The organism is Citrobacter sp. S55_ASV_140, assembly GCF_018919505.1.
In the GTDB taxonomy this organism is placed as follows: domain Bacteria; phylum Pseudomonadota; class Gammaproteobacteria; order Enterobacterales; family Enterobacteriaceae; genus Citrobacter; species Citrobacter werkmanii.
Map to the genome: position 1 here is coordinate 1 of NZ_JAHLQZ010000015.1, position 14036 is coordinate 14036.

The window sequence follows — 14036 nt, forward strand, 5'->3', positions numbered from 1 at the left end:
AATGCTGTGATGAGAGCTGGTAGCGTTTTTCATTCTTTAGTTCAGGTAGCGTATCGACAACACCTTGTCCGTAGAGCAGATGGCGATTGCCGACGCTTAAGCTGGCATGGGTGATCTGCGGCAGTTGTGGCTCAAGCAACATGGATGATAATAACTCAATGTTGACGATTTCCAGCACGCCATCTTCACCATCGGCAGAGGATGGATACCATTGTGTCAGAATCGGACTGCCTTTAATTATCGAATGGTCGGTTGATAACAGCAGTAGCGACTCCTGGCTTGGTAATTCAGGCTCCAGTCGACGAACAGGCTCATTGCGATAACCAAAAATGCTGGAGCAATACAGAATCCCATCTTTAACCAGGTTGACAGAGCGTACCGTTTGCAGCCTGGCAGCATGCTTGCTCAACGGTAAACGCGCGACTGAACAGGGGAGACCAATCAACGGCAACAGCACATCTCGTCCGGCCTGAAGGGGCAAAAGCACGTGATCCAACTCTTCAACCGCGTGGTTGGCAAAGGTTACGGTATTTCTATGATTTAAATTACGCTCCGAAATAAATCGGACCGTTAACGTGAGGATAAGCGTTACCAGGGCACATAGGGTGCAAACAAATAAGCGATTCCGGCGATAGTTTTTAATGATCCGTTGTGCTGTATGCATGCGGGCCGCCCGATAAGCCGTTGGTCACAAAAGCCAAAAGCAACAGAGCAAGTGTAGTGGGGAAAATTACAGTAGACGAGGAAGGGGAGATAAATTCGCCCATCCGTCGCAGATGGGCGAAAATTAAGTATTAGTCACACTGAACTTTGATTGCCAGACCACCACGGGACGTTTCGCGGTATTTGGCGTTCATGTCTTTACCCGTTTCGTACATGGTCTCAATGACTTTATCCAGTGAAACGCGTGGCGCACTGGTTCGGCGCATTGCCATGCGTGCGGCATTGATAGCTTTTACGGAAGCAATGGCGTTACGTTCGATGCACGGAACCTGTACCTGACCGGCAACCGGGTCACAGGTTAAACCGAGGTTATGCTCCATACCGATTTCTGCCGCAACACACACCTGTTCAGGACTTGCACCCAGTAGCTCAGCCAGACCGGCAGCCGCCATAGAACAAGCCACGCCAACTTCACCCTGACAGCCGACTTCAGCACCGGAGATAGATGCGTTCATTTTGTACAGCGCGCCAATCGCGCCGGCCGCCAGGAAATAGCGGGTGTAGATATCCGGGCTGACGGACTCAATGAAATGATCGTAATAGGCCAGGACCGCAGGCACGATACCGCAGGCACCGTTAGTTGGCGCTGTGACAACGCGACCACCCGCGGCGTTTTCTTCGTTAACGGCCAGCGCAAACATGTTCACCCAGTCGATCACGTTCATCGGATCGTTGGAGAGCTTGTCGCTGGAGACCAACATACGACGCAGGGCAGAGGCGCGACGCGGAACGCGCAGCGGCCCAGGCAGAACGCCTTCGGTGTTCATCCCACGATCGATACAGGCCTGCATGGTTTGCCAGACGTTGCCAAAATACTCTTCAATCTCTTTTTTGCTGTGCAGAGCAAGTTCGTTCTGCATCACCATGCCAGAGAGGGACAGGCCGGTGCTGTTGCAGTATTCCAGCATTTCAGTGGCGGATTTGAACGGATAAGGTACGCTGACCTCATTGGCGGTATCCTGACCAAAATGTTCTTCATCAACGATGAATCCACCGCCGATTGAGTAGTACGTTTTGCTGTAAATGACGGTTTCGCCATTATACGCATGGATCTGCATGCCGTTTTCATGCAGCGGCAGGTTGCCGTTATGAAAACGCATGCCATCATTCTGCGGGAAATCCACTTCGTGCTGACCCTGTGCAAGCAGCAGGCGTCCACGCGCTTCTACATCGCGGATAAATCCGGGAATGCTGTCAATGTTTACGGTAGCAGGCTCGTTGCCCGCCAGACCCATAATAATGGCGATATCGGTGTGGTGACCTTTACCCGTGAGCGACAGTGAACCATACACGTCGACGGCGACACGAGTAACGCTGTCCAGTAATCCTTTTTCGACCAGGTCATCGACGAACTGTTTACCCGCCTTCATAGGCCCTACGGTATGGGAAGATGAGGGACCAATCCCCACCTTAAACATGTCGAATAGACTAATCACGATAATACTCCTACAGGGCGACTGGGCTTTCCAGTAACGATGTTATAACTGCGCATAGTGTAAGAGGGAACGCGGCGATCGGCTTAACTATTCACATGAATTAAACTAATAGATAACCGCGGTTTTACTAATGTTGTGACCTGAGTTTCAAGTTGTCTATGGCGTGCGTAAAGATAAGTATAGTCAGGGCTTGACGCCAATTTGCAGAGCCAGCTCACGAATTATCCCGGCGGTCATTCCCCAGACGAAATATTGCTCATACCACGAAAGCCACACGCGATGAGAATCACCGCGACGATAAATATCGAGCGGATGGTAACGCCCCAAATGTAACGCCTGCGCCAGCGGCATTTCAAACACCGCGGAAACCTCATCTTCACTGGCGCGATACGGCAGATTAGGCGGGATAATGCCGACGACCGGGGTAACCTGGAAACCGGTGACGCTGTCGACCGGCGGCAGTACGCCGATCACCTCAACGCATGACGGCGGAATGGCCACTTCTTCATGCGCCTCGCGAAGGGCTGCGGCGATCAACGAGGCATCGGTGCTGTCCACCGCGCCGCCGGGAAAGGCGACCTGGCCGGCATGTTTGCGTAGATGAACGGATCGCTGGGTTAGCAGCAGCCCCGGCTGTGGTCGGCGGACGACGGGGATCAGTACGGCTGCCTGGCGCTGGTTTAACGCGGCATGGTTAACCTGCGGGCGCAGGAGTTGGAAGCGCGATAAAAAATCATCAAGCGTCAGGCTGCTGTATTCCACGTGTCAGTTCTCCAGTTGGTGCAAAATACGATTCACTTTATCAAATGTTTCCTGATACTCCGCGTCTTCCTGACTGTCCGCCACAATGCCACCACCGGCTGAACAGTAAATCTGTCCGCCCGTCGTCGTCAGTGTGCGAATGGTGATGCTGGTGTCCATATTGCCGCAAAAGCTCAGGTAACCAATGCTGCCACACCAGGCATTACGTCGGTGCGGCTCCAGCTCATCTATAATTTCCATCGCCCGCACTTTCGGCGCGCCGGTAATGGAGCCGCCGGGGAAGGCGGCGCGCAGCAGGTCGGTAGCGTGCAAAGATTCCGGCAAACGTGCGGTAATGGTGCTGACTAAATGATGAACGGCAGGGAACGGCTCGACTACAAACAGCTCCGGAACCTGTACCGAACCCGGCACGGCAACGCGACCGATGTCATTGCGCATTAAATCGACGATCATCAGGTTTTCCGCACGATCCTTCGGTGAGTTCGCCAGCAGTTGGGCCTGCTCACGATCGGCATCAGCCTCTTCACGTCTTGGCAACGTCCCTTTAATAGGACGCGTCTGGATGTGCGGGCTTTCCAACAGAATAAACCGTTCGGGTGAAAGGCTGAGGATTGCGCCTTCCTCAAGACGAATGAACGCGCTAAACGGCGCACGATTAGCGTGATTGAGTCGTACAAATGCCTGCCACTCATCGCCCTGATAATGCGCCTGAAAACGTTGAGCAAGGTTGACCTGATAACAGTCGCCGCTGTGCAGATAACTCTGGACCTGGCGAAATTTTTCGCCGTACTGGGCACGGCTCATATTGGACTGCCACGCCGAGGTTAATGTAAATGGCTCACGTTTTGATGATTGTTGCACGTTGAGCCATTGCAGCCGCGCTTCGACATCGGTATGGCTGAGCAGGGATACGGTCTGCAACTGATGATCGACAATCAGCGCCCAGTCGTAAATGCCGACGGCCATATCCGGCAGGGCAATATCGCGCGTGGCAATCGTGGGCAGCGATTCAAATCTTCTGCCAAGATCGTAGCCAAACAGACCTAACGCGCCGCCCTGAAACGGCAGATTGGGGTGATAGCTAGGGTGAATCCCCCGTGCGCTGAGCGCTGAATGTAATACCGTCATTGGGTCATCAAGCGTGCGTACAGTTGCGTGTCCGTCATAGACAACGGTTTCTTCTGCGCGCGTAACCAGCGTGGCGACGGGATCCGCCACCAGAATATCAAAACGGTTATGTGGATGGTCAGCATGACCCGAATGCAACAGCATCGCCCAGGGGAGATGGCTTAAGGTCGAAAAATAGCGTTCAGCGGCGTCCTGACGCCAGGGTAATGTGATTACTGCGGGAGATAACGTCTTCATCTGTCCTGACTCGTTGCTACTCTACTGGCTAACCGCCCGGTAGCATGAAATAATTAGCGCAGACAATTTAGCAGGAGTTAACAATGTTTGCAGGTTTACCTTCACTCAGTCATGAGCAGCAGCAAAAAGCAGTCGAGCGTATTCAGGAACTGATGTCGCAAGGGATGAGCAGCGGACAAGCGATTGCTCTGGTTGCTGAAGAGTTACGCGCCACCCATACCGGCGAGCGGATCGTGGCGCGTTTCGAAGATGAAGACGAGTAACGTCGCTTACACCGCAGCGATAATCTTGATCTCTACTTTGTATTTCGGGTTCATCAACCCGGCCTGGACCGTACAACGTACCGGCGCGTGACCGGCAACGACCCACGCGTCCCAGGCTTTGTTCATTGCGGCAAAGTCACTTTTATCTGCCAGAAAAAGGGTGGCATCAAGAATACGTGACTTGTTGCTGCCCTGTTTTTCCAGAACTGCGTCAATTTGCGCCAGCGTATTCGCCGTTTGTTCAAAGGCGTCTGCATCCAGGTTTTCCGGTACACCGGTGTAATACAACGTGTTGTTATGGATAACCACGTCGGACCAACGCGCTTCGGCATCAATGCGCACAATTGTCATAAATCATTCCTCATTTACGTTTTTCATAATGGCTTCAGGTTGCGCCAAGACTGCCATAATGTTGTGCCTACGTCACCTCTTCAACTGGCGAAAGACCCGCTGGCCTGACATAATCCCTGTTCAAATGAACAGGGGGCAGTGTGACGGACGATTTTGCAGCAGACGGTCAGTTGGCTAAAGCGATACCGGGTTTTAAACCGCGTGAACCACAGCGGCAGATGGCCTTCGCCGTTAGCCATGCCATTGAAAAATCACAGCCGCTTGTTGTAGAAGCCGGAACCGGAACGGGTAAAACCTACGCTTATCTGGCACCTGCGTTGCGTGCGGGTAAAAAAGTCATCGTCTCTACCGGTTCGAAAGCATTGCAGGATCAGCTTTATAGCCGCGATCTCCCGACTGTCGCAAAGGCGCTGGAATTCACCGGCAAACTGGCGCTGCTGAAAGGGCGCTCCAACTATCTGTGTCTGGAACGCCTTGAACAGCAGGCGCTGGCGGGCGGCGACCTGCCGGTACAAACCTTAAGCGACGTCATTCTGCTGCGCTCCTGGTCAAATCAAACCCTTGATGGCGACATCAGTACCTGCGTCAGCGTGGCGGAAGATTCTCAGGCCTGGCCGCTGGTCACCAGCACCAACGACAATTGTCTGGGCAGCGACTGCCCGCTGTACAAAGAGTGTTTTGTCGTTAAAGCGCGTAAAAATGCGATGGAGGCAGATGTGGTTGTGGTCAACCACCATCTGTTTCTCGCTGATATGGTGGTGAAAGAGAGCGGGTTTGGCGAACTGATCCCCGAAGCTGAAGTGATGATCTTCGATGAAGCGCATCAGTTACCGGATATCGCCAGCCAGTACTTTGGCCAATCGCTCTCCAGTCGTCAGTTGTTAGACCTGGCGAAAGACATCACCATTGCCTATCGCACCGAGCTGAAAGACACTCAGCAGTTGCAGAAGTGCGCCGATCGCCTGGCGCAAAGCGCGCAGGATTTCCGCCTGCAACTTGGCGAGCCGGGCTATCGCGGCAATCTGCGCGAACTGCTGGCTGACCAGCGTGTGCAGCGCGCGTTTTTGTTGCTCGATGACACGCTGGAGCTGTGTTACGATGTGGCGAAACTGTCTCTTGGACGTTCGGCGTTGTTGGATGCTGCGTTTGAGCGTGCCACGCTTTATCGCGCCCGTTTGAAGCGCCTGAAAGAGATTAACCAGCCAGGCTTCAGCTATTGGTATGAATGCACCTCCCGCCATTTCACTCTTGCGCTAACGCCGCTCACCGTGGCGGATAAATTCAAAGAAGTGATGGAACAAAAGCCGGGCTGTTGGATTTTTACCTCCGCGACGCTGTCGGTAAACGATGACCTTCATCATTTCACTGCGCGGCTGGGCATAGATGACGCCGAGTCGATGCTGTTGCCGAGTCCTTTTGATTACACGCGTCAGGCGCTGCTCTGCGTGCCGCGTAATCTCCCGCAAACCAACCAGCCGGGAGCCGCGCGCCAGTTAGCGTCAATGCTGCGTCCCATTATTGAAGCAAACAACGGTCGCTGCTTTATGCTGTGTACCTCACACGCGATGATGCGCGATCTGGCAGAACAATTCCGCGCCACCATGACGCTGCCGGTCCTGTTGCAGGGCGAAACCAGTAAAGGGCAACTGTTACAGCAGTTTGTCAGCGCAGGTAATGCGTTACTGGTTGCTACCAGCAGCTTCTGGGAAGGGGTAGACGTGCGTGGCGATACGCTGTCGCTGGTCATTATCGATAAACTTCCGTTCACTTCGCCGGATGACCCGCTGTTAAAAGCCCGGATGGAAGACTGTCGCCTGCGCGGCGGCGATCCCTTCGACGAGGTTCAACTCCCGGATGCGGTAATCACCCTGAAACAGGGGGTAGGACGACTGATTCGTGACGCAGACGATCGCGGCGTGCTGGTCATTTGCGACAACCGCCTGGTGATGCGACCCTACGGCGCTACCTTCCTGGCGAGTCTTCCGCCTGCGCCGCGCACGCGTGACATTGCGCGTGCTGTCCGTTTTCTTGCCATACCATCGACTGAGTAATTTGTTACGGAGTGTGGTAAGATGCGCGCCAAATTTATTGATCTGATCACAAACACCCATGCGAATTCTGGCTATCGATACCGCCACAGAGGCGTGCTCTGTTGCCCTGTGGAATGACGGTACTATCAAAGCTCATTTCGAGCTTTGCCCACGAGAACATACCCAACGAATTTTACCGATGGTCCAGGAGATCCTGGCCGCTGGCGAATTAGCCTTATCCGATATCGACGCCCTGGCGTTTGGTCGCGGCCCAGGCAGTTTCACCGGCGTACGTATCGGGATTGGCATTGCTCAGGGGTTGGCGTTAGGCGCGAATTTGCCGATGATCGGCGTCTCTACCCTGGCGACCATGGCACAGGGGGCCTGGCGTAAGTCTGGCGCCACCCGCGTGCTGGCGGCGATTGATGCGCGAATGGGCGAGGTTTACTGGGCCGAATACCAGCGTGATGAAAATGGCATCTGGCGCGGTGAAGAAACCGAAGCCGTGTTAACGCCTGAACAAGTACATGAACGCTTGCTGCAACTGTCTGGCGAATGGGTCACTGTCGGAACTGGGTGGCCTGCCTGGCCTGAACTGGGTAAAGACAGCGGCCTGACGCTGAGCGATGGCGCTGTTCTGCTGCCGGCGGCTGAAGACATGCTGCCTGTCGCCACGCAATTGCTGGCTGCCGGTAAGACTGTGGCCGTTGAACATGCTGAACCGGTTTATTTACGTAACACCGTGGCGTGGAAGAAACTTCCCGGTAAAGAATGAATCTTAGTAGTACATCCCCGGTTAATTCGCGCAGTCGTCAGTGACCCGCATCGGTGAATTTTCCGGGGCAGGCGCTAAGAAGAGGGAGTCGCAATATGGCGGTGCAAAAGCAGGTAGTGAAAGGTGTGTTGGCGGGCGTATTGGCGTTAATGCTAAGCGGCTGCGTTACCATCCCGGATGCGATTAAAGGCTCAAGCCCTACGCCACAGCAGGATCTGGTGCGGGTGATGAATGCGCCGCAGCTTTATGTCGGACAGGAAGCGCGTTTCGGCGGCAAAGTGGTGGATATTCAGAACCAGCAGGGGAAATCCCGTCTGGAAATTGCCACGGTTCCTCTCGATAGCGGGGCGCGCCCCGTGCTGGGCGAAGCCTCTCGCGGACGAATTTTTGCCGATGTAAACGGCTTTCTCGACCCGGTGGATTTTCGTGGTCAACTGGTTACCGTCGTCGGTCCGATTAGCGGAACAGTGGACGGAAAAATTGGCAGTACGCCGTATAAATTCATGCTGATGCAGGTAACCGGTTATAAACGCTGGCATATTACTCAGCAGATTGTTATGCCGCCTCAGCCGATCGACCCCTGGTTCTACGGCGCGCGTGGCTGGCCTTACGGTGGCTACGGCGGATGGGGATGGTACAATCCCGGTCCGGCACAGGTTCAGACCATAGTAACTGAGTAACTCTTTGTTTTATTAGTAAAAGAAACAGCGGCTCGTCCGCTGTTTCTGCATTAATGTGGATATAAGAAAAATAAATAGTGACGTGCTTCGCAACCTTGTCGTTGTGTAATAAACAAACTGGTACGCTGAGTTAATATTATGTTAACAGTTTGTTTATTGCCTGGGGTTGTGATGACGACGAATATGCATTTTAGAGGTGATGTATTGAAAAAGGTTTGGCTTAACCGTTATCCCGCTGGTGTCCCTGCGGAGATCAATCCTGACCGTTATCAATCCCTGGTGGAACTCTTTGAACACTCAGTAAGGCGCTATGCCGATCAGCCCGCGTTTGTAAACATGGGGGAGGTGATGACCTTCCGCAAGCTTGAAGAGCGCAGCCGGGCGTTTGCGGCCTATTTGCAACAAGGGCTCGGGCTGAAAAAGGGCGATCGCGTCGCGCTGATGATGCCGAACCTGCTGCAATATCCGGTCGCCCTGTTTGGGATTTTACGTGCTGGCATGATCGTCGTGAACGTGAACCCCCTGTACACGCCTCGCGAGCTGGAACACCAGCTCAATGACAGCGGCGCGTCGGCGATTGTCATCGTGTCTAACTTTGCTCACACGCTGGAGAAGGTGGTCGATAAAACGTCGGTGCAACACGTGATCCTGACGCGTATGGGCGATCAACTTTCTACCGCCAAAGGGACGCTGGTTAACTTTGTCGTGAAGTACATTAAGCGCCTGGTGCCAAAATATCACCTGCCGGATGCCATCTCGTTTCGCAGTGCGCTGCAAAACGGTTATCGCATGCAGTATGTGAAGCCTGAAGTGGTGTCGGAGGATCTGGCGTTCCTGCAATATACCGGCGGGACAACCGGTGTGGCGAAAGGCGCGATGCTCACGCACCGCAACATGCTGGCTAACCTTGAGCAGGTTAACGCCACCTACGGACCGTTGCTGCATCCGGGTAAAGAGCTGGTGGTAACGGCCTTACCGCTGTATCACATTTTCGCGCTGACAATGAACTGCCTGCTGTTTATTGAGCTGGGCGGTCAAAACCTGCTGATTACGAATCCGCGCGATATTCCGGGACTGGTCAAAGAGCTGGCGAAATACCCCTTCACCGCAATGACTGGCGTCAACACGCTGTTTAACGCGCTGCTGAATAACAAAGAGTTCCAGCAACTGGATTTCTCCTCACTGCATCTTTCTGCAGGCGGCGGCATGCCGGTTCAACAGGCGGTGGCCGAGCGTTGGGTGAAGCTGACGGGTCAGTATCTGCTGGAAGGCTATGGCCTGACGGAGTGCGCTCCGCTGGTGAGTGTTAACCCTCACGATATCGACTACCACAGCGGCAGTATCGGTTTACCGGTTCCTTCCACCGAGGTCAAGCTGGTGGATGACGACGATAACGAAGTGCCGCCGGGAGAGCCGGGCGAACTGTGCGTGAAAGGTCCGCAGGTGATGCTGGGTTACTGGCAGCGACCGGATGCGACTGATGAAATCGTCAAAGACGGCTGGTTGCACACTGGCGATATTGCGGTGATGGATGATGAAGGCTTCCTGCGGATTGTCGATCGTAAGAAAGATATGATCCTGGTGTCCGGCTTTAACGTTTATCCGAATGAAATTGAAGACGTGGTGATGCAACATTCTGGCGTACAGGAAGTCGCTGCGGTTGGCGTTCCATCGGGCAGCAGCGGTGAGGCGGTGAAAATCTTCGTGGTGAAGAAAGATGCCTCGCTAACCGAAGAGGCGCTGGTCACTTTTTGTCGTCGCCATCTGACGGGCTATAAAGTACCGAAGCTGGTGGAGTTTCGTGATGAGTTGCCAAAATCTAACGTTGGAAAGATTTTGCGACGAGAATTACGTGACGAAGCACGTGCCAAAGTGGACAATAAAGGCTGAGCGTTAAGTCAGCCAGCAGAAAACGCCGGGTAATCCGGCGTTTTTTTTGGCGTAAACCTAAGAGAGCACGATTTGAATTATCAAATGATCACTACGGACGACGCGTTGGCCACGCTGTGCGAAGCCGTCCGTGAATTTCCGGCGATAGCCCTGGATACCGAATTTGTTCGCACGCGTACCTATTATCCGCAGTTGGGGTTGATCCAGCTGTTTGATGGCAAACACGTTGCTCTGATTGACCCACAGGGGATCACTGACTGGTCGCCACTACGTGATATTTTACGTGATACGGCGATAACTAAGTTTCTGCATGCCGGTAGTGAAGATCTGGAGGTGTTTCTCAATGCCTTTGGGGAACTCCCGCAGCCGTTGATTGACACGCAAATCCTCGCCGCTTTTTGCGGTCGTCCGCTGTCGTGGGGGTTTGCCGCGATGGTGGAAGAGTTTACCGGCATAGCCCTGGACAAAAGCGAATCCCGTACCGACTGGCTGGCCAGGCCGCTGACCGAGCGTCAGTGTGAATACGCGGCGGCTGACGTCTGGTATCTGTTACCGATCACCACAACGCTGATGGCTGAAACCGAAGCCAGCGGCTGGCTGCCCGCCGCGCTGGACGAATGTCGCTTAATGCAGCAGCGTCGCCAGGAGATTCTGGCGCCCGAGGATGCCTGGCGCGAGATCACCAACGCCTGGCAACTGCGTACCCGTCAGTTGGCCTGTCTGCAACTGCTTGCCGACTGGCGACTGCGTAAAGCGCGCGAGCGCGATCTGGCGGTAAACTTCGTGGTGCGTGAAGAACACTTATGGGCGGTGGCGCGTTATATGCCGGGTAGTCTGGGCGAACTGGACAGCCTGGGGCTGTCCGGCAGCGAAATTCGCTTCCACGGCAAGACGCTGATTTCCCTTGTCGAGAAAGCGCAGGCTTTACCGGAGGCGTCGCTGCCGCAACCGCTACTGAATTTGATGGATATGCCAGGCTACCGCAAGGCGTTCAAAGCCATTAAGGCGCTGGTTGCCGAAGTCAGTGCGGAGCAAAATCTCAGCGTCGAGCTGCTGGCTTCACGCCGCCAGATCAACCAGTTGCTTAACTGGCACTGGAAATTAAAGCCGCAGCAATCCCTGCCTGAGCTGATTTCCGGCTGGCGTGGCGAACTGATGGCTGAGCGTCTTAACGCGCTGCTGTTGGAGTATCCGCAGTAAGCAAGCTAAAACGGGAACCGGATGCTTTAATGCTAGTCAGTTAGCGTCTCAGTATCAGAAAGCATCAACCAGTATTAGCGGAAGTAATGAACATGCAATATCAGAGAAAGGGTTCCGTTCACCTCATGTTCATCGTTTCTCTGAGATACTGATTCCTGTGAGCGTGTAAAGGGCGTTCTCCGCCACGCCCTTTACAATCCCGCCGGGAGCCTGGGTTGCAAGGGAGGAGGCGGTGAGCCTCCCTTGCCCGTTCACGGGTAACTGCGTTTCAAGAAATGACAGCGCTGAGGTGAACGGAATCCTGAGTAAGAATCACATGTTCTCCATACATGCTTAACTGATCGGTATTAGAGCCGGGTGCTCCCGTTTTTAATGGCACGAAGCTTAAAGGCGCCATGCCCGACTAATGGCCTCACCAACCTGCTGTGTGGTGGCGTTACCTTTCATATCTGGCGTTTTCGGGCCGCTGGCAATAACTTGCTCAATTGCCGCCAAAATGCCGTCGTGGGCGGCCTTATAGTTGGCATCACCGTGACCAAGGAAGTCGAGCATCATCGCGCCAGCCCAGATTGTCGCGATTGGGTTGGCGATATTTTTACCGTAGATATCAGGGGCTGAACCGTGTACCGGCTCGAACAGGGACGGGAAGATGCGTTCCGGGTTTAGGTTGGCTGATGGCGCAATGCCAATTGTACCGGTACAGGCCGGACCGAGATCGGAGAGAATATCGCCAAACAGATTGGAAGCGACCACGACGTCAAAACGTTCCGGCTGCATCACAAAGCGGGCGCAGAGAATATCAATATGCTGTTTATCCCAGCGGATCTCTGGATAGTTGGCCGCCATCGCTTCGACGCGCTCGTCCCAGTAGGGCATACTGATGGCAAGACCGTTTGATTTAGTCGCTGAGGTTAGCGTTTTGCGCGGGCGGCTTTGCGCCAGTTCAAAGGCGTAACGCAATATACGGTCGACACCACGACGGGTGAAAACCGACTCCTGGATCACCATCTCGTGTTCGGTACCTTCGCTCACACGTCCGCCGAGGGAAGAGTACTCCCCCTCGGTGTTCTCACGCACGACGTAGAAATCAATGTCTCCCGGCTGTTTGCCCGCCAGCGGACAAGGGACGCCGGGAAACAGCCGCACCGGGCGCAGGTTAACATACTGATCGAATTCGCGGCGAAACTTAAGCAGCGAACCCCATAGTGAAATGTGGTCCGGGACGGTGTCCGGCCAGCCCACGGCACCAAAATAGATAGCATCGAAGGATTGCAGCTGTTCACGCCAGTTATCCGGCATCATCTTGCCGTGATGGGCGTAGTATTCGCAACTGGCCCACTCTATTTGTTCAAAGCTAAGCGACAGGCCCCAGCGTTCGGCGGCTGCCTGTAACACATGAATGCCTTCAGGCAGGACTTCTTTACCAATGCCATCTCCGGGGATAGCGGCAATACGATAGGTTTTCTTCATAGCAGCTCTCACTTGTACGCCATCAAAATTGACTTTCCCCTCATCCTATAATTGACTGGACGATAGTTAATCCCCCTAACTGGTGAAACATAAAACACAGATCATGAATAATCTGCCGCTGTTAAATGATTTGCGCGTCTTTATGCTGGTTGCGCGCCGCGCGGGTTTTGCCGCCGTTGCCGAAGAGTTGGGTGTATCACCGGCTTATATCAGTAAGCGTGTAGCCCTCCTGGAGCAGACGCTGAACGTGGTGCTATTACACCGGACAACACGGCGGGTGACCATCACGGAAGAGGGGGAGCGGATATACGAATGGGCGCAGCGGATCCTGCATGATGTCGATCAGATGATGGACGAGCTGTCCGATGTCAGGCAGATCCCGCAAGGGATGTTACGTATTATCAGCAGTTTTGGTTTTGGCCGCCGGGTGGTGGCTCCTGCATTGTCTGCGCTGGCGAAAGAGTACCCACAGCTGGAGCTGAGATTCGATGTTGAAGACCGTCTGGTGGACCTGGTGAATGAGGGCGTCGATCTCGATATTCGTATCGGGGATGATATCGCACCTAATCTGATTGCCCGTAAACTGGCGACTAACTATCGTATTCTTTGCGCCTCGCCGGAGTTTGTGGCGCAGCATGGAATGCCGAAGCAACTGAACGATCTCTCTACTTTTCCCTGTCTGGTCATTAAAGAGCGTGACCATCCGTTTGGTATCTGGCAAATGCGCAATAAAGAGGGGACTCACTCAATTAAAGTGACCGGACCTCTGTCATCTAATCATGGCGAAGTGGTGCATCAATGGTGTCTTGACGGCCAGGGAATTGCTCTGCGTTCGTGGTGGGATGTCTGTGGCAACATTGCCAGCGGACATCTGATACACATATTGCCTGAGTATTATCAACCAGCAAATATTTGGGCGGTTTATGTTTCACGCCTGGCGACGTCGGCAAAAATCCGTATTACCGTTGAGTATTTGCGCCGCTATTTTGCCGAAAACTACCCGAAGTTTACGTTGGAATAAATGTGTTGTAGATTGGCAAAGGACGAAAATTAAAAAAGGCAGAATAATCTGCCTTTTTTGCAACCATGAC

The 14036-nt window shown here is 53.9% G+C and carries 13 protein-coding genes; 7 read left to right on the forward strand and 6 right to left on the reverse strand.

Going from position 1 to position 14036, the window contains the following annotated elements:
- From KQJ18_RS04405 to pabB, 4 genes are all read right to left on the reverse strand, one after another.
- The coding region (locus KQJ18_RS04405; protein WP_216421533.1) for a CSS-motif domain-containing protein at nt 1-664 on the reverse strand (664 nt) is incomplete at its 3' end.
- A 130-nt stretch (nt 665-794) separates the two neighbouring features.
- Nucleotides 795-2159 (reverse strand): L-serine ammonia-lyase, encoded by a 1365-nt coding sequence (gene sdaA, locus KQJ18_RS04410; RefSeq protein ID WP_038641271.1) that lies wholly within the window; start codon nt 2157-2159, stop codon nt 795-797.
- Between the two features lie 183 nt (nt 2160-2342).
- Nucleotides 2343-2921, reverse strand: coding sequence for a CoA pyrophosphatase (locus tag KQJ18_RS04415; protein ID WP_038641269.1), 579 nt, complete (start codon nt 2919-2921; stop codon nt 2343-2345).
- Between the two features lie 3 nt (nt 2922-2924).
- Nucleotides 2925-4286, reverse strand: a complete 1362-nt coding sequence (pabB, locus tag KQJ18_RS04420) for an aminodeoxychorismate synthase component 1 (RefSeq protein WP_216421535.1) — start codon at nt 4284-4286, stop codon at nt 2925-2927.
- A gap of 83 nt (nt 4287-4369) precedes the next feature.
- Here pabB and KQJ18_RS04425 point away from each other — a divergent pair, with 83 nt between their 5' ends.
- Nucleotides 4370-4549 (forward strand): YoaH family protein, encoded by a 180-nt coding sequence (locus tag KQJ18_RS04425; RefSeq protein WP_043000413.1) that lies wholly within the window; start codon nt 4370-4372, stop codon nt 4547-4549.
- Nucleotides 4550-4555: 6 nt separating this feature from the next.
- Here KQJ18_RS04425 and KQJ18_RS04430 read toward each other — a convergent pair whose 3' ends face one another.
- On the reverse strand, nt 4556-4900 hold the full coding sequence (locus tag KQJ18_RS04430; protein ID WP_042307863.1) for a RidA family protein: 345 nt from the start codon (nt 4898-4900) through the stop codon (nt 4556-4558).
- A 140-nt stretch (nt 4901-5040) separates the two neighbouring features.
- On the opposite strand from KQJ18_RS04430, the gene KQJ18_RS04435 reads away from it, so the two are divergent.
- The 5 genes from KQJ18_RS04435 to rnd all read left to right on the forward strand — a co-directional run bounded on the left by KQJ18_RS04435 (nt 5041) and on the right by rnd (nt 11475).
- Nucleotides 5041-6951: an ATP-dependent DNA helicase gene (locus KQJ18_RS04435; RefSeq protein ID WP_110497867.1), complete on the forward strand. Its 1911-nt coding sequence runs from the start codon at nt 5041-5043 to the stop codon at nt 6949-6951.
- Nucleotides 6952-7009: 58 nt separating this feature from the next.
- Complete coding sequence (tsaB, locus tag KQJ18_RS04440) at nt 7010-7705, forward strand: tRNA (adenosine(37)-N6)-threonylcarbamoyltransferase complex dimerization subunit type 1 TsaB (protein WP_038641261.1); 696 nt, start codon at nt 7010-7012, stop codon at nt 7703-7705.
- A gap of 95 nt (nt 7706-7800) precedes the next feature.
- On the forward strand, nt 7801-8385 hold the full coding sequence (locus KQJ18_RS04445; RefSeq protein ID WP_038641259.1) for a Slp family lipoprotein: 585 nt from the start codon (nt 7801-7803) through the stop codon (nt 8383-8385).
- Between the two features lie 204 nt (nt 8386-8589).
- Complete coding sequence (fadD, locus tag KQJ18_RS04450) at nt 8590-10275, forward strand: long-chain-fatty-acid--CoA ligase FadD (protein ID WP_123261005.1); 1686 nt, start codon at nt 8590-8592, stop codon at nt 10273-10275.
- Nucleotides 10276-10359: 84 nt separating this feature from the next.
- Entirely contained in the window at nt 10360-11475 is a 1116-nt protein-coding gene (gene rnd, locus KQJ18_RS04455; protein ID WP_038641255.1) for a ribonuclease D, read from the forward strand.
- Between the two features lie 384 nt (nt 11476-11859).
- On the opposite strand, the gene KQJ18_RS04460 is transcribed toward rnd, so the two are convergent.
- Entirely contained in the window at nt 11860-12945 is a 1086-nt protein-coding gene (locus KQJ18_RS04460) for a tartrate dehydrogenase (RefSeq protein ID WP_216421536.1), read from the reverse strand.
- A 103-nt stretch (nt 12946-13048) separates the two neighbouring features.
- Here KQJ18_RS04460 and KQJ18_RS04465 point away from each other — a divergent pair, with 103 nt between their 5' ends.
- On the forward strand, nt 13049-13966 hold the full coding sequence (locus KQJ18_RS04465) for a LysR family transcriptional regulator (RefSeq protein WP_038641248.1): 918 nt from the start codon (nt 13049-13051) through the stop codon (nt 13964-13966).
- The last annotated feature ends 70 nt before the right edge of the window (nt 13967-14036 follow it).

Excerpts from the sequence above, each read along its gene's own strand:
- KQJ18_RS04465 (WP_038641248.1), top strand. The coding sequence starts at position 13,049 with ATGAATAATCTGCCGCTGTTAAATGATTTGCGCGTCTTTATGCTGGTT.
- tsaB (WP_038641261.1), top strand. The coding sequence starts at position 7,010 with ATGCGAATTCTGGCTATCGATACCGCCACAGAGGCGTGCTCTGTTGCC.
- pabB (WP_216421535.1), bottom strand. The coding sequence starts at position 4,286 with ATGAAGACGTTATCTCCCGCAGTAATCACATTACCCTGGCGTCAGGAC.
- KQJ18_RS04430 (WP_042307863.1), bottom strand. The coding sequence starts at position 4,900 with ATGACAATTGTGCGCATTGATGCCGAAGCGCGTTGGTCCGACGTGGTT.
- KQJ18_RS04445 (WP_038641259.1), top strand. The coding sequence starts at position 7,801 with ATGGCGGTGCAAAAGCAGGTAGTGAAAGGTGTGTTGGCGGGCGTATTG.
- KQJ18_RS04425 (WP_043000413.1), top strand. The coding sequence starts at position 4,370 with ATGTTTGCAGGTTTACCTTCACTCAGTCATGAGCAGCAGCAAAAAGCA.
- KQJ18_RS04460 (WP_216421536.1), bottom strand. The coding sequence starts at position 12,945 with ATGAAGAAAACCTATCGTATTGCCGCTATCCCCGGAGATGGCATTGGT.
- rnd (WP_038641255.1), top strand. The coding sequence starts at position 10,360 with ATGATCACTACGGACGACGCGTTGGCCACGCTGTGCGAAGCCGTCCGT.